Genomic DNA, 19,906 nt, shown 5'->3' on the forward strand with positions numbered 1-19,906 from the left:
ATTGCACAATGCCGCCATGCCCTACATGCCCACCTTCGTCGCTCCCGCCCGCTTCACCGACGCCGCCGCCGCACTCGAACAGGTCAAGACCATCTACCAGGGCGGCCTGGCCCACCTGCGCGAATCGATGCTGCGCTTCGTTGCCGGCGAGGCGCTGCCGGGCCGGGCGCGGGCCTGCTATCCCTTCGTGCGGGTGCATACGCACACCGTCTCGCGCCACACGCCGCCAGCCAACGCCGGCCTGAGCTACGGCTTCGTCGCCGGGCCCGGCCGCTACGAGACGACGCTGACGCGGCCCGACCTGTTCTCGCGCTACTACCTCGACCAGTTCCGCCTGCTGCTGGAGAACCACCAGGTCGAGCTCGAGGTGGGCACCAGCACGCAGCCCATTCCGATCCACTTCTCCTTTGCCGAGAACGATCACATCGAAGGCACCATGAGCGCCGAGCGCCGCGCCCTGATGCGCGACGTGTTCGACCTGCCCGACCTGGGTGTGATGGACGACGGCATCGCCAACGGCACCTACGAGGCGCGCGACGGCGAGGCCCAGCCGCTGTCGTTGTTCACGGCCGCGCGCGTGGACTACTCGCTGCACCGGCTGCGCCACTACACGGGCACCGCGCCCGAGTGGTTCCAGAACTTCGTCCTGTTCACCAACTATCAGTTCTACATCGACGAGTTCGTGCGCCTGGGCCACGAGGCGATGGCCGACGAGAACAGCGAGTACGTCGCCTTCATCGAGCCCGGCAACGTGGTCACGCGCCGGCGCGGGCTGCCGGCCGGTTCGAGCACCACCTACGGCCACCTGCTCGACGGCAGCCAGGGCACCGCGCCGCCGCGGCTGCCGCAGATGCCGGCCTACCACCTGGTGCGCGAGGACTGCAGCGGCACCACCATGGTCAACATCGGCGTCGGCCCGGCCAATGCCAAGACCATTACCGACCACATCGCGGTGCTGCGCCCGCATGCCTGGATGATGCTGGGCCACTGCGCCGGCCTGCGCAACACACAGCAGCTCGGCGACTACGTGCTGGCCCACGCCTACGTGCGCGAAGACCACGTGCTCGACGAGGAGCTGCCGCAGTGGGTGCCGATTCCGGCGCTGTCGGAAATCCAGCTCGCGCTGGAAAAAGCCGTGGCCGACGTCACGCGCTACGAAGGCCCCGACCTCAAGAAGATCATGCGCACCGGCACCGTGGCCAGTACCGACAACCGCAACTGGGAGCTGCTGCCCGGCAACCAGCCGCAGCGCCGCTTCAGCCAGAGCCGCGCGGTGGCGCTCGACATGGAAAGCGCGACCATCGCGGCCAATGGCTTCCGCTTTCGCGTGCCCTACGGCACCCTGCTGTGCGTGAGCGACAAGCCGCTGCACGGCGAGATCAAGCTGCCCGGCATGGCCAACCACTTCTATCGCGAACGCGTGGAGCAGCACTTGCGCATCGGCATGCGGGCCATCGACATCCTGCGCGCGGAGGGATCGACACGGCTGCACAGCCGCAAGCTGCGCAGCTTCGACGAGGTGGCGTTCCAGTAAGCAAGTAAGAAGAACGGCTCCAGGAGGGCTGCCCCGAGCCTCGGGGCCTCAGGGTTTGTCCTGCCCGCTGCCGTACGGGATTGCCGAGTTTCGCGGACATCATCCGGTGTACCCCACAGACAACCGGAAAAAAGATGCCCCAGTCGCCTTCCGTTCCCCTCTCCCGCCGCAGCTTCTCGGCATGGATCGCGGCCTCGGCCGCAGCAGTCGGCGGGGGGCAGGCCGCCCTCTGGCCGCGCGCCGCGCACGCCGCCGACGCGCCCGTGAGCAGCAGGCTGCGCATCGTGATTCCCGCCAATGAAGGCGGTGGCTGGGACCAGACCGGCCGCGCGCTCGGCGCCGCGATGCTGGCGTCCGGCGCGGTCGGCAGCGTGGTGTACGAGAACATCGGCGGCAAGGGCGGCACCATCGGCCTGGCGAAGTACGCCGAGAAATACGATGCGGACCCCGACACGATCCTGATGAGCGGCATGGTCATGGTCGGTGCGGTGGCGCTGCAGAAGCCCGCCGTCACCATGGCCCACGTGGCGCCCATCGCCCGCCTCACCAGCGACTACGAGGTGGTGGCGGTGAAGGCCGATTCGCCCATCAAGACACCCAAGGACCTGATCGCGCAGCTGCGCGCCGATGCGGCCAACACCGTCATCGCAGGCGGCTCGGCCGGCGGCGTGGACCACATGTACGCCGGCATGCTGGCGCGCGTGGCCGACGCCTCGCAGACGCTGGTCTACCAGCCGCACCCCGGCGGCGCGGAGGTGGTCGAGGCGCTGGCCAGCGGCAAGGCCGCGGCGGGCATCTCGGGCTACAGCGAATTCAGCGAAGGGCTGGCCAGCGGCAAGCTGCGCGCCATCGGCGTGTCGTCGAAGCGGCCGTTCCAGGGCATCGCGTCGGTGCGCGAGCAAGGCGTGGACGCCGATCTCGCCAACTGGCGCGGCGTGCTCACCGGCCGCAAGGTGCCGCCCTATCGCAAGGCGGCTCTGCTCGCCGTGGTACGGCGCGCCACCGCCACCGATCTGTGGCAAAAAACCATCAAGCAGAACAACTGGGACCCCTTCTGGCTGGAGGGCAAGGATTTCGAGAATTTCCTCGAAACCGACACGGCGATGGCCGGCCCGCTGATCTATCTGCTCAAGCTGAAAGCCTGAAGGGCAACGGTTGCCGCTCAATTCCAAGGGTTTTCCCTAGATGTAAAACCTCAGAAGGCTGCTCGTTTTTCGGACATCATCCAGTTACTTCTACAGACAACTGGAAACAAAATGCCGCAACCCGTGCCAGCCGGCCTTTCTCGCCGCAGCCTCGCTGCATGGATGGCATCAGCCGCCGTTGCGGGCGTGGTGCCCGAAGCGTTCTGGCCCCGGTTGGCTGGCGCGGCCGAACCGCAGCTGATCCCCAAGCTGCGCATCGTCATTCCCGCCAACGAAGGCGGCGGCTGGGACCAGACCGGCCGTGCGCTCGGTGCCGCGATGCTGGCGTCCGGCGCGGTGGGCGACGTCATTTACGAGAACATCGGCGGCAAGGGCGGCACCATCGGCCTGGCGAAGTACGTCGAAAAATACGACGCCGATCCCGACACCCTGCTGGTGAGCGGCATGGTCATGGTCGGTGCGGTCGCACTGCAGAAGCCTGCCGTCACGATGGCGCAGGTCGCCCCCGTGGCACGGCTCACCAGCGACTACGAGGTGGTGGCGGTGAAGGCCGACTCGCCCATCAAGACACCCAAGGACCTGATCGCGCAACTGCGCGCCGATGCCGCCAAGACGGTCATCGCCGGCGGCTCGGCCGGCGGCGTGGACCACATGTACGCCGGCATGCTGGCGCGCGTGGCCGGCAACGCAGCCGCACTGGTCTACCAGCCTTACCCCGGCGGGGCACAGGTGGTCGAAGCGCTCGAATCGGGCAAGGCGGCCGCCGGCATCTCGGGCTACAGCGAGTTCAGCGACGGCTTGGCCAGCGGCAAGCTGCGCGCCATCGGCGTATCGGCCAAGCGTTCGTTCCTGGGCATTCCGGCGGTGCGCGAACAGGGCGTGGACGCCGACCTCGCCAACTGGCGCGGCGTGCTCACCGGCAAGAAGGTCCCGGCCGAACGCCGCGCCGTGCTGCTCGAAGCCGCGCGCCGCGCCACCCAGGCCGACCTCTGGCAAAAGACCATCAAGCGCAACAACTGGGACGCGTACTGGATGGCGGGCAAGGACTTCGAGAGCTTCCTCGACCTCGATACGGCGATGGCCGGCCCGCTGATCTATCTGCTCAAGCTCAAAGCCTGATCGCCCGGCGCTTCAAGAAAAAAGCTCCGGCATCTCCCGCTGCGCCTTCGGCGTCAGCGTGAGCGCCCGCCCGTCCAGCTCCTGCCGTACCCATCCCCGGCGCAGCGAGAGCTGCAGCCACGCGGCACCCAACGCGCCGCCCAGGTGCGGCCGGCGCTCGCTCCAGTCCAGGCAGGCGCAGGCAAAGCGCCGGCGCGAGCGGCGCACCACATCGACCTCGACGCCCAGGCTCTCCAGCGCGATCGCGCCTTCGGAGGTGAGCTCGTACGAGCCGCTCTGCAGGCCGCTGAGCCAGCCCTGGGCATGCAGCCGGTCGTGCAGCGCGACGCCCGCCGTGCCCGCCATGTGGTCGTAGCAGGTGCGCGCGCTGCGCAGACGGCTCGGCGTGCTCGGCTCGAACCCGGGCGTGCGCGGCGTGCCGGCCACCACCATCAGGCTTTCGAGCGCGGCGGCGACGTCGTCGCTGGCGAGGCGGAAGTAGCGGTGCTTGCCCTGCACCAGCAGATCGACGAGGCGTTCGTCCTTCAGGCGCGCGAGGTGCGCGCTGGCGGTCGACGCGGCCACCTCGGCGACGGTGGCGAGCTCGGTGGCGGTGCGCGCGTGGCCGTCCATCAGGCAGCTGAGCATGCGGGCGCGCGCCGGTTCGGCGATGGCGCCGGCCAGGCGGGCCAGCTGGAAGTCGGCGGAGGAGGAAAGGGTGTCCATGCGCGCATCGTAGAACGGCGCTGCATCCGACACTTCGTTCGTGGGCGAAGTGTGATGGCGGCTTCGATCGCACACTGCGGCCATGAACGAAAACAACCGCCCCGTCGATATCGACATGCCCGCCGATCCGGTCTCGGCCGCCACGCATGCCGATCCGTATCCCTGCTACGCCGCCCTGCGCGACGGCCCGCCGCTCGCGTGGAACGAGAAGCTGCGCCTCTGGGTCGCGAGCCGCGCGGATGTCGTCGAGCAGGTGCTGCTCGCGCATGGCGCGCTGCGCGTGCGGCCAGCCGCCGAGCCGGTGCCGCGTGCCATCGTGGGCAGCCCGGCCGGCGAAGTGTTCGGACATCTGGTGCGCATGAACGACGGCGTGGCGCACCAGGCGCACCGGCCTGCGCTGCAACGAGCGCTGGCCGGTCTCGACCTGAACGCCGTGCATGTGGCCGCCTTGCGGGTGGCACAGCGCGTGCCCGGGCAGCAGCCGCTGTCCGACACGCTGTTCTCGATGCCCGTGCAGGCCGTCGCGCACCTGCTGGGTTTTGCCGACGATGCACTGGCGCAGGTGGACCGGTGGATGCGCGACTTCGTGGCCTGCCTGTCGCCGCTGTCCACGCCCGAGCAGTTGGAGCGTGCTAGCGCCGCAGCGGGCGAATTGATGGCGCGCTTTGAAATGCTGGCAGCGGTCGCACCGCCGCGGCACGGCACGCTGCTCGCGGCCGTGCTCGCCGAGAGCGCGGGCGATGCGCGCGTGTCGCGCTCGCTGCTTGCGAACCTCGCCGGCCTGCTAACGCAGACCTGCGACGCCACGGCGGGCCTGGTCGGCAACAGCCTGATCGCGCTGATGCGCGAGCCTTCGCTGCTGCGCCCGCTGTCCGGCACGCGCAACGGCCTGCAGGCCATCGTCGAGGAGACCGCGCGCCACGACCCGTCGGTGCACAACACGCGGCGCTTTGCCGCCGAAGCCGTCACCATCGCCGGCACCCCGCTGGCAGCCGGCGATGCGGTGCTGGTGCTGCTGGCCTCGGCCAACCGCGACCCGGCGCTTAACCCCGACCCCGATCGCTTCATGCCCGTGCGCGCCCGCCGCCGCATGCTCGGCTTCGGCCACGGCATGCACGCGTGTCCGGGGCAGGCGCTGGCCTGCACGCTGGCGGCAGCCAGCCTCGAAGCCTTGTTGCCGCGCCATGCAGCCGACTTCGACGCGCAGCGCCTGCGCGGCTGGAGCTACCGGCCGTCGGTCAACGGGCGCATCCCCGTGTTCCACTGACCCGTGCCCGCCAGGTGGGGCGACAGTTGCGCATCGCCCCAGCGCAGCGGCAACGCCGCCGGGCGCCGCAGGGCGTGCGTGACCCGAAAGCGCATCAGCCGCTCCGCACCTTCGAACGCGGCCACCTCGGGCCCTTCCGACACGATCTCTGCCGTGGCTGCCACGTGCAGCAGGTCGCCGCTGTCGAAGTCGACGAACAACAGCCCCGCGCGCGGATGCGCCGCCAGGTTGCCGAGCGTGTTGAAGAAGCGGTTGCCGTTGAAGTCCGGCACGGTGAGCACGCTGTCGCCGTCGATGCGCACGAAGCCCGGACGGCCACCGCGGTGCGACACGTCGACGCCGTGCGAACTTGCATCGGCCTCGTCGCCCGCCGCCACCTCGTTCGGATAGGCGGTGGCAATGAACAGCGTATCGGCGCTGCCGATCAGGCGATGCGCCGCCAGATCGAGCTTGTCGAGCCACTGCCCCTGCGGCGCCGCATTGCCGCGCGGCGATGCGAACACCGGCTCGCGCGCCTGAATGTAGCGCGGGCAGTTGCCGAAGCTCTGCTGCACCGCGACCATGAAGCCCGCGCCATCGAGCGCCTCGACAGTGCCGTTCAGGCGGTTGCGCCGCCGCGTGTGCGGCTGGATGCCGAGCAGGCCCAGCGTGGCGCCCTGCTTCAGCTGCCCGGCGAGCGGATCGCCCGCCGCCGGCAGCGCATCGACGCGCAGGTGAGTGGCATCGGGCGAATGCACAAAACCGGCGGGCGCCGCGAGCACGCTGGCCCACGGCTGCAGTTCCGCGTCGAGACTGCCGACCACGAGGAACGGCAGCAGCCCGAAGAATTCGCGGTGCTGATCGGGCATGTGGTCGCGAATGACGCGCGGGCCCGCGGCCTCCATCTGCTCGCGCGAGCCTGCCAGGGCCTGCATCGCGCGCTCGCCCGCATGGAACGGCGCGGCGATCATGCAACCGCCCCGAGCCCGATGGGCGTGCGCACCATCGGCACGAAACCCGGCAAAGCTTCCACCCGTTCGAGCCAGCCGCGCACGTTCGGATAGGCGTCGAGCGACACGCTGCCTTCGGGCGCATGCGCCACGTAGGCGTAGTTCGCGATATCGGCGAGCGTCGCATCGGGGCCGGCGAGGAAGGGTTGCTGCTGCAAATGAATTTCCATCACCGAGAGCAGCGTATGCGAACGCGCGACGGTCTCCGCCGGGTCGGTGTCACGGCCGAACAGCGCAATGACCCGCGCCGCCGCCGGGCCGTAGGCCAGCGGGCCGGCCGCCACCGAGAACCAGCGCTGCACGCGCGCCGCACCGACGGGGTCGCGCGGCATCCAGCGCGCGGGGTCCGGCGCATAGCGTTCGTTGAGGTAGACGAGGATGGCGTTGGAATCGGCCAGCGCGAGTTCGCCGTCCTCGATCACCGGCACCTGGCCGAAAGGGTTGCGCGCCAGGAATTCGGGCGCGCGGTTCTCGCGCTTGCGCATGTCGAGCTCGATGTTCTCGAATGGAAGGCCGAGCATCGCGAGGAACAGGCGCACGCGGTGCACGTGGCCCGAGATGGCGGAACCGTAGAGCTTGATGGGCTGGGCGGGGCGGACGGCGGTCATGGGGGGACTCCTTGTTTGAGGATGGCGGGGCGTTGCCTGGATTGTTCTCTCTTGCATCAGACGAATGAATAGCCAATTCGGTATTTGACTGCTGCGTTTTCCGGTTTAATCGCGCCATGGATCGTTTCAAGGCCATGCAGACCTTCGTTCAGATTGCCGACCAGGGCAGCCTGACCCGCGCCGCCGAGGCGCTCGGCAGCTCACTGCCCGCGGTGGTGCGTTCGCTCGCCGCGCTGGAGGCTCACCTGGGCGTGCGCCTGTTCCACCGCACCACGCGCCGGCTGTCGCTCACCGAGGAGGGCCGCCACTACCTGTCGAGTACACGCGAAGTGCTGCTCGCGGCCGACGCCGCCGACCTCGCGCTGAAGGCCGAGGCGCGCGAGCCGGCTGGCCAGCTCACCATCACCGCGCCGGTGCTCTTCGGCCACATGTACGTGGCGCCCGCCATCGTGCGCTTCATGCAGCGCCACGAAAAGGTGCGCTGCAGCGTGCGCCTGTATGACCGCACCGTGAACCTGCTCGAGGAGGGTATCGACGTGGGCATCCGCATCAGCCCGCTGGAAGACTCGTCGCTGGTAGCGCAGACGCTCGGCACCATCCGCCGCGTGGTGGCCGCGAGCCCCGAGTACCTCGCGCAGCACGGCACGCCGCGGCATCCGCGCGACCTGAACGGTGCGCCCTGCGTGCGCGGCCGCGTCGACGCGCCGGCGCAGTGGCTGTTTCGCGACGGCGGCAAGACGATCAGCGTGACGCCGAACAATCGCCTGGAGTTCAACCACCTGGCACCGGCGATCGAGTCGTGCGCGGCGGGCATGGGCTTCGGCACCTTCTTCTCGTACCAGGTGATGCCGCATGTGGCGCAGGGCCGGCTGAAGCTGGTGCTCGAAGACTTCGAGCCGCCGCCGCGGCCGGTGAGCGTGATCTATCCGAACGCGCGGCTGCTGCCCACGCGCACGCGGGCATTCATCGAGTGGATGAAGATGGAGTTCAGCGGCCTCAGGCTCTGAGCCCGGGCGGTGTCAAGCGGCACGCCCCAGCCAGCCGTCGTCGAGCGACTCGCGGCTGTCGTGCAGGCAGAGCTCGCTGTCCTGCTTCAGCAGCGGCCAGCTTTCGCGTTCCAGCTGGCTTGCCAGTGCCGTCACCCGGGCCTTGAACCCGGCCAGCGGCTCGCGGCTGCGCAGCGTCACGAAGCGCATGCCGGTCTCGCCCATGAGGCTGTTGCGCGACAGCCGCGCGCCATGCGTCTCGCACAGATGCTGCAGCGCGGATGCGTCGTGCAGCTGCAGCTTGCCGCGCCACTCGAAATACTGGTCGGGCTGGCTCAGGCGCTCCCAGCCCTGGACCGGCGCCTCGATCTTCACGCGCCGCACCGCCATGCCCGCGCGCGCAAGCCACTGCCCCAGGGCCATGGCCTCGGCCTTCGCTTCTTCGAGCGTGCCGCGAAGCCAGCCGGTGGCGATGGGCTGCTGCTTCTGCTCCCCGCGGGCGAGGTCGATCAGCATCGGCTTGAGCCCGACCTGCTCGCACACCACGACGAAGGCCGCCATTTGCGCTTCTTGCAATGCGCCGCACGTCAGGTGCAGCTTCAGCATGCGCTTCATGGCACGGCCACCGGCTCGGGCAGCGGCCGGCCGTCGCAGAGCGCGGCGGCGTCGCTCGCCATGCCGCGCACCGCCTCTTCGAGGCCGAGGTTCAGCACCGACATGAACTCGCCGTTGGCGCTGGTCCAGTTGGTGCGCGTGCCCATGCCGTGGTACTGGCGCGCGACGGTCTCGCCGCCGGGCAGGCGGTAGCTCACCTTGAGCACGACGTGCGAAACCAGGTTCAGGCCCGCGGACCACGCATGGGCGAGGCGCAGCGCGACGTCGGCCGCGACCTGCCTGGCACCACCGCCGCTTGCGGGCGGCGCACCCGGCACCGCCTGGAATCCGTAGCGGCCCAGCGACTGCAGCGCGCCGCGCGTCCATGCCGTGGCGTCGCCGCTGCGCAGCGACTGCACGGACCGGGGCGTGGCGTGCACCGTCGGCATCATCACCGTGAGGTTGCCGGCGTTGGCCTTGTTGCTGCGCGCGTCCTCGATCGCGGGCAGGTACAGCGTGCAGTTGCGCGCGAGCCGCAGCGACGCGGCCGGCACGCCGTTGGGCCGCTCGGCCGGCTCAAGCGCCGGCTCGAAGACCATGGAGAGCGGCTCGCTCTCGGTGAGGGCGTGCGAGAGGGTGGGCAGGGCGCAGAGCGCGGCGAATGCAGCAGCGGCGAGTTGTTCGTGGCACAGCCTCATGGTGCGGCGCTCCTGACCGAATACATGGCGCCGCCCTGGTCGCGGAAGAGCACGCGCCCCGGCTGCTCGTCGAAGCCCTGGCCGGCCAGCGTCACCCATGAGCCGTTGACGTTGAAGCGCGCGGTCTTCACGCCGCCGGAGCGGGCGCCGGCAATGTCCAGCGCCACCGCATGCAGGGTCTGCGCCATCGACTCGCGCATCACGCCGCGCAGCAGCTGTCCGTCGTTCGCCGTGAGCCGGCGCAGCACGGCGGCGCGCGCCGTGCCGCCGATGGGCGTCTGGAAGATGGCCGCGGCGCGGTAGCTGGGCTCGCTGCGGCCGTCCTGCCACAGCAGGGCCGAGGTTCGCGTGGTGAAGGCGCCCAGGCCGGGCTCCAGCGCGTACTGCAGCAGAAGCACCATGTAGGCGGGACCGGTCTTCGTGGCGGCGATGCGAGCCTCCTGCTCGGCCTTGGGCGGCATGGCCGCGAGCACCTGCGACGAGCGGATCTTCAGCGGAAACGAACCCGGCTCGGCCAGCATCGTTCCGAGCGCCTTGCCGGCCTCCACGCGGTAGTCGTAGTCGAGCAGCGGGCCGACGATGGCCTGCACCTCGGCGCTCATGTCCTTCTGGCGGGATTGCTGCACCGACGAATCGATCAGCGCGCCGATCAGCCCGCCGCCCGTGGCCGCGCTCACGCCGGGGGCCTGCGCGGAGAACATGAAGCTCTCCTGCGCAACGACGACGCGCACGTCGACTTCCTGGACCTTGTGGCGGTCCGCGGCCGCCAGCGGCCGATGAAAAGGTGCGCAGGCGCTGAACAGCATCAGCATCGGCAACACCAGCCAGAAACGCAGCATCTTTGGGCCTCCCCCCCGCACAAACGCCATTCTTGCCGTCGATTGTGCCGCCACCGGCGCGCGGTCCGACCCGGGTTATCGAGGGTCCGCCGGAGGCCCCCGCCATGTACATGTAGTGGCCCCGAACACGGGCGGGTTGTCCATCGATCGAAGCGATGGGGCGGCCGCGGCACGGCTGCGTCAGAATGGCCGCGTGCCACCGACCACTTCCTCCGCCACCCCGCCCCTCTTTCGCGCCAGTCACCTGCACAAGCGCTATGGCGGCACCACCGTTGTCGACGACCTCTCGTTCGAGATCGCGCCCGGCGAATGCCTCGGCGTGATCGGCCCGAACGGCGCCGGCAAGACCACCACCATCCGCATGTGCCTGGGCCTCACCGCGCCGGATGGCGGCGACATCTCCGCGCTCGGGCTGCAGATGCCGCGCGACGCGCTGGCCATCAAGGCGCAGCTCGGCGTGGTCACGCAGTTCGACACGCTCGACCCCGACTTCAGCTGCGCCGAGAACCTCGTCGTGTACGGCCGCTACTTCGGCTTCGGCAAGGCGCAGGTGCGCGCACGCGTGCCGCAGCTGCTGGAGTTCGCGGCGCTGTCGCACAAGGCCGATGCGAAGCCGGGCGAACTGTCGGGCGGCATGCGGCGGCGGCTGTCGCTGGCGCGCGCGCTGGTCAACGACCCCCGGCTGCTGCTGCTCGACGAGCCGACCACCGGGCTCGATCCGCAGGCGCGGCACCTGATGTGGGAGCGGCTGCAGGTCTTGCTGCAGCAGGGCAAGTCGATCCTGCTGACCACGCACTTCATGGACGAGGCCGAGCGTTTGTGCTCGCGCCTGCTGGTGCTCGACCACGGCCGCAAGATCGCCGAAGGCCGGCCGCGCGACCTGATCGCCGAGCACCTGGAACCCGACGTGGTCGAGGTGTACGGCAACGGCGCGCTGTCGCTGGCCGACGCACCCGAGCTGAAGGCGATGGCTGCGCGCGTGGAGGTCAGCGGGGAGACGGTTTTCTTCTACACGCAGGACGCGCGGCGGCTGCTCGATGCGCTGACGCGGCACAGCGGGCTGCGCACTTTTCATCGGCCCGCGAACCTGGAGGACCTGTTCCTCAAACTCACCGGCCGGCAGATTCGAGAGGACGGCTGAGAATGCGGCACACCCCCAGGCTTGCCCACTTCGTGTGGCCTCCTACCCCCTCGCCGGGGGCAATACCAGCGGCCCGGCAAAGCCGGTTCCGCGGTATTCCTGAAATGGAGAGGAAATCATGAACAACACTACGACCGCTGCGCCGCCGCCTGCGCCTTCGGTGTGGCGCGCGCCCGAACTCTCGCTGCGCTGGTGGCCCGTGTTCCTGCGCAACCTGCTGGTGTGGCGCAAACTCGCCATTCCGAGCCTGATCGGCAACATCGCCGAGCCGCTGATCTGGCTCGTGGCCTTCGGCTACGGCATGGGCGCGCTGGTGGGGCAGGTGTCGGTCGACGGCGTGAAGGTGCCGTACATCCTGTTCCTGGCGAGCGGCTCGATCTGCATGAGCGCGATGAACGCGGCGAGCTTCGAGGCCCTGTACTCGGCGTTCTCGCGCATGCATGTGCAGAAGACCTGGGACGGCATCATGAACGCGCCGGTCGGTCTCGACGACATCGTGCTGGCGGAGATGCTGTGGGCGGCATTCAAGTCGATCTTCACGGTCACGGCGATCCTGTTCGTGATGCTCGGGCTGGGCATCAGCCACAGCCCGAAGCTCGTCGTCGCGTGGATGGTGCTGGTCGGCGCCGGCATCACCTTCTCGTCGATCGCGCTGATCTTCAATGCGCTGGCGAAGGGCTACGACTTCTTCACGTACTACTTCACGTTGTTCATGACGCCGATGATGTTCCTGAGCGGCGTGTTCTTTCCGCTGGAGCAGCTGCCTTCCGCCGTGAGGGCCGTGGCGGCGTGGCTGCCATTGACCAATGCGGTGGCGCTGGTACGGCCCCTCTTCATGGACCAGTGGCCGACCGGCTGGTGGGTACACGCGGCGGTGCTGGCCGTCTATGCGGTGGTGGCGTTCTGGATTGCGCTGGCGTTGACGCGCAAGCGGTTCAGGGGCTGAGCAGCCCTGTTGCAGCCAGGAACAGGTACCAACACTTCCGAATTACATTGCACACAATTCAATTGCTCGCTACAATTCGACCCATGCGCTCCACCCCGGCCTCCACCGACGAAATGCTCAAGCTGGACAACCAGCTGTGTTTTGCCGTGTATTCCGCTTCGCTGGCCATGACCCGGCTCTACAAGCCGGTGCTGGAAAAGCTGCAGCTCACCTACCCCCAGTACCTCGTGATGCTCGCCCTGTGGGAGCAGGACGGCCCCACGGTCTCCGCGCTCGGGGATCGCCTGTCTCTCGACTCCGGCACGCTCACGCCGCTGCTCAAACGCCTCGAGGCCAACGGCTACGTGGCCCGCGTGCGCGACGCGGCCGATGAGCGCCGCGTGCACATCACGCTGACATCCGCCGGCCGCAAGCTCAAGGGCCGCGCGGCCGGCGTGCCCGAGTGCCTGATGGCGGCGGCCCAGTGCTCGGTGCCCGAACTGGTTTCCCTCACCCAGCAGATCCAGACGCTGCGCGACCGCATCAAGAAGGCAGCCTGACGCAGCGCAACATTTCTCCCCGCTTCGATCGGTCTTCGGAAACGGACGAAGCTTTCTCGCCACTCTCCTCCACTCCATCATCAAAGGAATCACCATGACCACCAAGCTCGACAAAGTGCTCTACACCGCAGAAGCCCACACGGTCGGCGGCCGCGACGGCGCAGGCAAATCCAGCGACGGCGCCATCGACGTCAAGCTGAGCTCGCCCGGTTCCGGCAAGCCCGGCACCAACCCCGAGCAGCTGTTCGCGGTCGGCTACGCCGCCTGCTTCATCGGCGCGATGAAGGCCGTGGGCCCGAAGATCGGCGTGAAGGTGCCCGAGGACGTCGCCATCGACTCCAGCGTTTCGCTTGGCCCGACGAACGGCGGCGCCGCCTACGGCATCGCCGTGAAGCTCGCGATCACGCTGCCCGGCCTGGATGCAGACGCCAAGCAGAAGCTGGTTGACGCCGCTCACCAGGTGTGCCCGTATTCGAACGCCACGCGCGGCAACATCGACGTCGAATTGACGATCGCCTGACCGCTTGTTGCACACGCGAAAAAGCGACCTCGCCACGAGCCGGGTCGCTTTTTTCATGCCCGCCGATGTCTCACGGGTGACGCCGAAACGTGCCGCGCGGTAGCGCCTTTCATCGAGCTTGGCTAACGTCGGGAGCACCAACCAATTGCCGGAGCTTCGCCCATGAGCACCACCAGCCTTCTCATCCGCAAAGACCAGCTCGCCACCACGCGCCTGCACACCGCCAGCGACGAGCCGCTCGCCGACGGCCAGGTGCGCGTGCGCATCGACAGCTTTGCGCTCACTTCCAACAACATCACCTACGCCGCCTTCGGCGAAGCGATGAGCTACTGGCAGTTCTTTCCGTCCGAGGACGAAGGCTGGGGCAGTATTCCGGTGTGGGGCTTTGCGAGCGTGGTGCAGTCGCTGCACCCCGGCGTGGCGGTGGGCGAGCGGCTCTACGGCTACTGGCCGATGGCCTCGAGCGCGGTGCTGAGCCCCGACCGGCTGTCGGTCGCGCGCTTCACCGACGCCGCCCCGCACCGCGCCGAGCTGCCCGCGGTCTACAACCAGTATTTCCGCTGCAACGCCGACCCGCTCTACACCACCGACACCGAAGACCTGCAGGCGCTGCTGCGCCCGCTGTTCATCACCTCGTGGCTGATCGACGACTTCATGGCCGACAACGACTTCTTCGGCGCCAGCACCATGCTGCTGTCGAGCGCATCGAGCAAGACGGCCTACGGCACGGCCTTTCAGCTGCACCAGCGCAAAGGCATCGAGGTGATCGGCCTGACCTCGCCAGCCAACGTCGCTTTCTGCGAAAGCCTGGGCTGCTACCACCGCGTGGTGACCTACGACGCGCTCGACGGCATCGCGGCGGACACGCCTTGCGTGTACGTCGACTTCGCCGGCAACGGCGGGTTGCGCAACGCCATCCACGAGCGCTTCACGAATCTGAAGTACAGCTGCTCGATCGGCGGCACGCACGTGGAGCAACTCGCTTCCAAGGGCACGGGCAAGGACCTGCCGGGCCCGCGTGCCACGCTGTTCTTCGCGCCGGCGCAGATCAAGAAGCGCACCACCGAATGGGGCGCGGACGAATTCGGCCGGCGCATGGTGGCGGCCTGGCACAACTTCCTCGCCACGGTGACCGACGTCAACAACCCCTGGCTGCACGCCGAGCACCACCACGGCGGCGAGGCCGTGCAGGCCGCCTACGCGCAGGTGCTGACCGGCAAGGGCGACCCGCGCACCGGGCATATCCTTTCGCTTTACAAGCAACCGGGCGGGCTGTAACAGCCTCGGGGGTCCGTGTGGCGACAATCGCTGCATGACCCCTTCCCCCGCAGCGCCCGCCAACACCCATCCCTACGAGAGCCTCACGCCCGACGTGGTGCTCGACGCGCTCGCGACGCTCGGCCTGCACGGCGACGGCCGGCTCACCGGCCTGAACTCCTATGAAAACCGGGTCTACCAGGTCTACCTGGAAGATCGCTCGGCGGTCGTGGTCAAGTTCTACCGACCCGGTCGCTGGAGCGAGGCGGAGATCCTCGAAGAGCACGGCTTCTCGCTCGAACTGGCCGCGGCAGAAGTGCCCGCGGTGGCGCCGCTGGAATTCGACGGCCGCACCCTGCACCACCACGCCGGCTTCGCGTTCAGCGTGAGCCCCTACCGCGGCGGCCGCGCGCCCGAGCTCGACGACTTCGAAGTGCTCGAATGGGTCGGCCGCTTCCTCGCGCGCATCCACACGGTGGGCAGCGCCAAGCCTTTCGAGGCCCGCCCCGCGCTGGACCTGCAGACCTTTGGTCTCGATTCGCGCGACTGGCTGCTCGAGAACGACAAGATCCCGCTCGACGTGCAGCGCGACTGGGAAACGGCCTGCAACGCGGCGCTGGACATGGTCCGCGCAACCGCTCTCGCACTGCAGCCGCCGGCCTCCGATTTCACGCCCCGCAAGCTGCGCCTGCACGGCGACGTGCACCCCGGCAACATCCTTTGGACGCCCACCGACCGCCCCGGCGGCGGCCCGCACTTCGTCGACCTCGACGACGCGCGCACGGGCTTCGCGGTGCAGGACCTGTGGATGCTGCTGTCGGGCGACCGCGCACAGCGCACCTCGCAGCTGTCGGGCCTGCTCGACGGCTACGAGCAGTTCCGCGAATTCGACCGGCGCGAGCTGGCGCTGATCGAGCCGCTGCGCACGCTGCGGCTCATTCACTACAGCGCATGGCTGGCACGGCGCTGGGAAGACCCGATCTTTCCGATCAACTTCCCGTGGTTCGGCTCCAGCGACTACTGGAAGGGGCAGATCCTCGTGCTCGAAGACCAGTGCGAGCAGATGGCGGAAGAGCCGCTCTACGCCTGACTTTCCACGGCGGCGGCCGAAAGGCTGTCCGCCACGCCCTGCAGCAGCCGCTCGACCAGCACGTTGTTCGGCCCGGCGCGCCAGATGCCATAAGCCTCCGACTGCGCCACCACCCGGTCGAGCGGCCTGAACACCGCGCCGCGCAGGGCCGAATGCCGCATCGCCTGCGGTACCAGCGCCACGCCCATCCCTTGCGACACCAGCGAGACCACGGCCAGCCAGTGGCGCACCTCGTGCCGCACCTCGGGCAGGAAGCCCGCATCGGCACAGATCGACAGGATGCGCTCGTGGTAGTCGGGCGAGGCCTCGCGCGAGAACAGCACGAAGGGCTGCTCGCGCAGGTCCTCCGGCGCCAGCACGCGCTTGCGGGCCAGCGCATGCCCGGCCGGCAGGCAGGCCACGAAGGGCTCGGACAGCAGCAGCCGGTGCTGCAATTCGGGCGGCACGCGCCGCGTGTGGGCAAAGCCGAGGTCGAGCCGGTCGTTCAGTAGCTCGGTGATCTGCACGCCGGAGTTGAGTTCGCTCAGCGTGATGCGCACCGCCGGGTGCTTCGCCTGGAAGGCACGCAGCGCCTGCGGCAAGCCCCGGTACAGCATCGCGCCGACAAAGCCGATGCGCAGCCGACCCGCCGAGCCCAGCGCCACATCGCGCGCTTCGATGGCGGCCTCTTCCGCCTGCAGCAGCACGCGCCGCGCCGAGAGGCGCAGCGCTTCCCCCGCGGGCGTGAGCCGCACTTCCTTGCTGTTGCGCTCGAACAGCCGCGCGCCCACGTTGTCCTCCAGCTGCCGGATCGCCACCGACAGCGGCGGCTGCGAGATCGACAGGCGCCGCGCCGCGCGCCCGAAGTGCAGCTCTTCGGCGAGCACGGAGAAGTAGCGCAGGTGCCGCAGTTCCATGGATAGTCAGATCGAATCGAACAAGACCAAATCGATATTAGACACGGATCGTCGCGGCTTCAACAATGCGGCAAAACCAAGGAGACAAAGCGCATGTCCGCAGAGCACGCCCATCCGATTCCCGATCGCCACGGCCAGAACCTGTTCACCACCGACGCCGAGCTGCACGCCCTGCTCGCGCTCTACCTGCCCGACGACCTGCGGCGCCACATGCAGCCGCACTTCGAGCGCCTGGGCGGCCTCGCGGGCGGCCTGCTCGACGAGCTGGCCGGCACCGCCGACCGCAACCCGCCCACGCTGAAGCAGCGCACGCGCACCGGTCTCGACGAGCAGAAGGTCGTCAAGCACCCTGCCTACGTTGAGATGGAACGCCTCGCACTCGCCGAATTCGGCCTGGCCGCCATCTCGCACCGCGACGACACGCTGGGCTGGAAGGGCAAGATGCCGCCGCTCGTGAAATACGTCCTGACCTACCTGTTCGTGCAGGCCGAGTTCGGCCTGTGCTGCCCGGTGTCGATGACCGATTCGCTCACGCGCACGCTGAAGAAGTTCGGCAAGCCGGAGCTGGTCGCCAAGTACCTGCCGCGCCTGACCTCGCTCGACTTCGACGAACTGGCCCAGGGCGCGATGTTCATGACCGAACAGGCCGCCGGCTCCGACATCGCCGCCACCGCCACCATGGCGCACGCCGAGGCCGATGGCAGCTGGCGCCTTACCGGCGACAAGTGGTTCTGCTCCAACCCCGACGCCGGCTTCGCGATGGTGCTCGCACGCGCCGACGATGGCGCGGCGGGCATGAAGGGCGTGTCGCTGTTCCTGCTGCCGCGCCGGCTCGACGACGGCAGCCTCAACCACTACCGCATCATCCGCTTGAAGGACAAGCTGGGCACGCGCTCGATGGCCAGCGGCGAGATCCGCCTCGAAGGCGCGGTCGCGTACCTCGTGGGCGAAGCGGGCCGCGGCTTCGTGCAGATGGCCGACATGGTCAACAACTCGCGCCTGTCGAACGGCGTGCGGGCCGCCGGCCTGATGCGCCGCGCCGTGGCCGAAGCCGAGTTCATCGCCTCGGAGCGCCGCGCCTTCGGCCGCACGCTCGACCAGATGCCGCTGATGCAGCGCCAGCTCGACAAGCTGCGCCTGCCCGCCGAGCAGGCGCGCACGATGGTGTGCCAGACCGCGCTGGCGCTGGCCCGCTCCGATGCCGGCGAACCCGATGCCTATGCGCTGCTGCGCATCCTCACGCCGCTCATCAAGTTCCGCGCCTGCCGCGATGCGCGGAAGGTCACGGGCGACGCGATGGAAGTGCGCGGCGGCTGCGGCTACATCGAGGAGTGGAGCGACGCGCGCCTCGTGCGCGACGCGCACCTGGGCTCGATCTGGGAAGGCACGAGCAACATCGTGGCGCTCGACGTGATCCGCGCGGTGAAGCGCGAAGGCTCGCTGCCGGTGCTGCGCGCGCATTGCGAAATGCTGCTCGACGATGCGGCGCTGCCCCCCGCTTTCGCGAAGGCGCTGGGCGATGCGCTGGAGCGCGCCGCCGCGCTGTCCGAAACCGCCGCGCGCGAAGGCGGCGACGTGCTCGCGCGCCAGGCCGCCTCGGCGCTCTACCACTGCACCAGCGCCATCGCGATGGCCTGGGAGGCCTCGCGCAGCGGCTCCGCGCCGCGCCTGCGCTGGTCGCAGCTGGTGCTGCTGCACCGCGTGTTGCCGCGCGATCCGCTCTCGCCCGATGCCATGCCTGCGGACTGGAACGGCGCCGCGGTGCGCCCTGCGAAAGCGCTCGCTTGAGCCTCTTTGTCAATTTACAAAAAAATCGGAGACATCCCTTGAAACGCCTCACCTTCCTGCTGGTCGCCTGCGCCACGTTCATGACGGCAATGCCGGCCGTTCACGCGGCCGACGCCTTTCCCGCCAAGCCGCTGATGCTGGTCGTCCCCTTCCCGCCCGGCGGCCCTACCGACGCCATGGCGCGCACGCTCGCCGCCGAGATGAAGGACCGTCTCGGCCAGCCCATGATCGTGGAGAACCGTGCGGGCGCCGGCGGCAACATCGGCGCCGAGTACGTGGCGCGCGCCGAGGCCGACGGCCACACGCTGCTGTTCGGCACTTCGGGCCCGCTGGCCATCAACGCGAGCCTGTACCGCAAGATCAACTACGACCCGGTGAAGAGCTTTGCGCCGGTGATCCAGATCGGCTACCTGCCCAACATCCTCGTGGTGAACCCCGCGCTGCCGGTGAAGAACGTGCCCGAGCTCGTGGCCTACGCCAAGGCCAACCCCGGCAAGCTCAGCTATGCCTCGTCGGGCAACGGCGCGTCGTCGCACCTTGCGGGCGTGCTGTTCAACTCGGTGGCCGGCACCGACCTGCAGCACATTCCCTACAAGGGCACGGGCCCGGCGCTCAACGACCTGCTGGGCAACCAGGTCAGCATGACCTTCACCGACATCCTCACGGCGCTGCCCTACGTCAAGGCCGGCAAGCTGCGCGCGCTGGGCGTGGCCACCGTCGCACGGTCGCAGGCGCTGCCCGACGTGCCGACGATTTCGGAGCAGGGTTACAAGGGCTACGACGTGAGCGTGTTCTTCGGCATCGTCGCGCCGGCCGGTACGCCCGCCGATCGCGTGACCAAGCTCAACCACGCCTTCGCCGAGGTGCTGAACTCGCCCAAGGTGAAGCAGATGTTCGCTGCCCAGGGCCTCGAGGTGCCTGCCGATACCTCGCCGCAGAAGCTCGGGCAGTTCATCGGTGCCGAGTCGGTGAAGTGGAAGGACGTGGTGAAGAAGTCGGGGGCGCAGTTGGACTGAATTGATGGTTGTTGTTCAGGGGGGCGATCCCGCCGACGCGGTGACCTTTTTCGCGAATGCCCCCCGCTTCGCTCCTCCTTTATTTCGCGAAAAAGCCCCCCGCATCGGCGTGATCGTTCAGAGCACCGGTTGATCAGCGATACCACCAGCAGCGTGCCCCGTGCACAGGGCGTCGGGTGCTCCCCGCAGCGAAATAAAGGAGGAGCGAAGCGGGGGACATTCGCGCAGG

The 19,906-nt window shown here is 68.9% G+C and carries 20 protein-coding genes; 13 read left to right on the forward strand and 7 right to left on the reverse strand.

Features of this window, described 5'->3' with window-relative positions:
• The first annotated feature begins 16 nt into the window (after positions 1–16).
• The 3 genes from ASC92_RS14190 (at position 17) to ASC92_RS14200 (ending at position 3,798) form a co-directional block, all read left to right on the forward strand.
• Positions 17–1,534 (forward strand): AMP nucleosidase, encoded by a 1,518-nt coding sequence (locus ASC92_RS14190; protein WP_056517784.1) that lies wholly within the window; start codon positions 17–19, stop codon positions 1,532–1,534.
• Positions 1,535–1,668: 134 nt separating this feature from the next.
• Positions 1,669–2,679 (forward strand): Bug family tripartite tricarboxylate transporter substrate binding protein, encoded by a 1,011-nt coding sequence (locus tag ASC92_RS14195; RefSeq protein WP_200935987.1) that lies wholly within the window; start codon positions 1,669–1,671, stop codon positions 2,677–2,679.
• 111 nt (positions 2,680–2,790) lie between these two features.
• Positions 2,791–3,798: a tripartite tricarboxylate transporter substrate-binding protein gene (locus ASC92_RS14200; protein ID WP_200935988.1), complete on the forward strand. Its 1,008-nt coding sequence runs from the start codon at positions 2,791–2,793 to the stop codon at positions 3,796–3,798.
• Between the two features lie 12 nt (positions 3,799–3,810).
• Here ASC92_RS14200 and ASC92_RS14205 read toward each other — a convergent pair whose 3' ends face one another.
• Entirely contained in the window at positions 3,811–4,503 is a 693-nt protein-coding gene (locus ASC92_RS14205; protein WP_056517793.1) for an ArsR/SmtB family transcription factor, read from the reverse strand.
• 82 nt (positions 4,504–4,585) lie between these two features.
• On the opposite strand from ASC92_RS14205, the gene ASC92_RS14210 reads away from it, so the two are divergent.
• Positions 4,586–5,770 (forward strand): cytochrome P450, encoded by a 1,185-nt coding sequence (locus tag ASC92_RS14210; RefSeq protein WP_235505835.1) that lies wholly within the window; start codon positions 4,586–4,588, stop codon positions 5,768–5,770.
• Here the strand turns inward: ASC92_RS14210 and ASC92_RS14215 are convergent.
• Positions 5,728–6,720, reverse strand: coding sequence for a pyridoxamine 5'-phosphate oxidase family protein (locus tag ASC92_RS14215; RefSeq protein ID WP_056516509.1), 993 nt, complete (start codon positions 6,718–6,720; stop codon positions 5,728–5,730). The two genes, ASC92_RS14210 and ASC92_RS14215, sit on opposite strands and share 43 nt — an antisense overlap.
• The gene (locus tag ASC92_RS14220) at positions 6,717–7,367 is read right to left on the reverse strand and encodes a glutathione S-transferase family protein (RefSeq protein WP_056516512.1); all 651 of its coding nucleotides are present in this window, start codon (positions 7,365–7,367) and stop codon (positions 6,717–6,719) included. The genes ASC92_RS14215 and ASC92_RS14220 overlap by 4 nt, the downstream gene beginning before the upstream one ends.
• 116 nt (positions 7,368–7,483) lie before the next feature.
• Between ASC92_RS14220 and ASC92_RS14225 the strand changes: the two genes are divergently transcribed.
• A complete protein-coding gene (locus tag ASC92_RS14225; RefSeq protein ID WP_056516514.1) occupies positions 7,484–8,374 on the forward strand; it encodes a LysR family transcriptional regulator in 891 nt (296 codons plus the stop codon).
• A gap of 12 nt (positions 8,375–8,386) precedes the next feature.
• Here ASC92_RS14225 and ASC92_RS14230 read toward each other — a convergent pair whose 3' ends face one another.
• From ASC92_RS14230 to ASC92_RS14240, 3 genes are read right to left on the reverse strand one after another with little or no spacing between them, the layout of a single operon-like run.
• Complete coding sequence (locus ASC92_RS14230; RefSeq protein ID WP_235505836.1) at positions 8,387–8,968, reverse strand: hypothetical protein; 582 nt, start codon at positions 8,966–8,968, stop codon at positions 8,387–8,389.
• Positions 8,965–9,645 (reverse strand): hypothetical protein, encoded by a 681-nt coding sequence (locus tag ASC92_RS14235; protein WP_056516517.1) that lies wholly within the window; start codon positions 9,643–9,645, stop codon positions 8,965–8,967. Before ASC92_RS14235 ends, ASC92_RS14230 begins: the two co-directional genes overlap by 4 nt.
• Complete coding sequence (locus ASC92_RS14240) at positions 9,642–10,484, reverse strand: hypothetical protein (RefSeq protein WP_056516520.1); 843 nt, start codon at positions 10,482–10,484, stop codon at positions 9,642–9,644. The genes ASC92_RS14235 and ASC92_RS14240 overlap by 4 nt, the downstream gene beginning before the upstream one ends.
• Before the next feature lie 193 nt (positions 10,485–10,677).
• Between ASC92_RS14240 and ASC92_RS14245 the strand changes: the two genes are divergently transcribed.
• The 6 genes from ASC92_RS14245 (at position 10,678) to ASC92_RS14270 (ending at position 15,977) form a co-directional block, all read left to right on the forward strand.
• Positions 10,678–11,625, forward strand: a complete 948-nt coding sequence (locus ASC92_RS14245; protein ID WP_056517804.1) for an ATP-binding cassette domain-containing protein — start codon at positions 10,678–10,680, stop codon at positions 11,623–11,625.
• A gap of 118 nt (positions 11,626–11,743) precedes the next feature.
• On the forward strand, positions 11,744–12,571 hold the full coding sequence (locus ASC92_RS14250; RefSeq protein ID WP_056516523.1) for an ABC transporter permease: 828 nt from the start codon (positions 11,744–11,746) through the stop codon (positions 12,569–12,571).
• An 83-nt stretch (positions 12,572–12,654) separates the two neighbouring features.
• Positions 12,655–13,110, forward strand: a complete 456-nt coding sequence (locus tag ASC92_RS14255) for a MarR family winged helix-turn-helix transcriptional regulator (RefSeq protein WP_056516528.1) — start codon at positions 12,655–12,657, stop codon at positions 13,108–13,110.
• A 94-nt stretch (positions 13,111–13,204) separates the two neighbouring features.
• Positions 13,205–13,630 carry an organic hydroperoxide resistance protein gene (locus tag ASC92_RS14260; protein WP_056516531.1) on the forward strand — a complete coding sequence of 142 codons (426 nt, stop codon included), beginning with the start codon at positions 13,205–13,207 and terminating at the stop codon, positions 13,628–13,630.
• A gap of 162 nt (positions 13,631–13,792) precedes the next feature.
• The gene (locus ASC92_RS14265) at positions 13,793–14,908 is read left to right on the forward strand and encodes a DUF2855 family protein (RefSeq protein ID WP_157609061.1); all 1,116 of its coding nucleotides are present in this window, start codon (positions 13,793–13,795) and stop codon (positions 14,906–14,908) included.
• 34 nt (positions 14,909–14,942) lie between these two features.
• The gene (locus tag ASC92_RS14270) at positions 14,943–15,977 is read left to right on the forward strand and encodes a serine/threonine protein kinase (RefSeq protein ID WP_056516536.1); all 1,035 of its coding nucleotides are present in this window, start codon (positions 14,943–14,945) and stop codon (positions 15,975–15,977) included.
• Here the strand turns inward: ASC92_RS14270 and ASC92_RS14275 are convergent.
• Positions 15,968–16,873: a LysR family transcriptional regulator gene (locus ASC92_RS14275; protein WP_056516538.1), complete on the reverse strand. Its 906-nt coding sequence runs from the start codon at positions 16,871–16,873 to the stop codon at positions 15,968–15,970. The two genes, ASC92_RS14270 and ASC92_RS14275, sit on opposite strands and share 10 nt — an antisense overlap.
• Positions 16,874–16,966: 93 nt before the next feature.
• On the opposite strand from ASC92_RS14275, the gene ASC92_RS14280 reads away from it, so the two are divergent.
• Together ASC92_RS14280 and ASC92_RS14285 are read left to right on the forward strand one after the other, a co-directional pair.
• Positions 16,967–18,661: an acyl-CoA dehydrogenase family protein gene (locus ASC92_RS14280; RefSeq protein WP_056516541.1), complete on the forward strand. Its 1,695-nt coding sequence runs from the start codon at positions 16,967–16,969 to the stop codon at positions 18,659–18,661.
• A gap of 38 nt (positions 18,662–18,699) precedes the next feature.
• Positions 18,700–19,677: a Bug family tripartite tricarboxylate transporter substrate binding protein gene (locus ASC92_RS14285; RefSeq protein ID WP_056516543.1), complete on the forward strand. Its 978-nt coding sequence runs from the start codon at positions 18,700–18,702 to the stop codon at positions 19,675–19,677.
• Positions 19,678–19,906 lie beyond the last annotated feature (229 nt).

Source organism: Variovorax sp. Root411 (genome assembly GCF_001425205.1).
In the GTDB taxonomy this organism is placed as follows: Bacteria; Pseudomonadota; Gammaproteobacteria; order Burkholderiales; family Burkholderiaceae_C; genus Variovorax.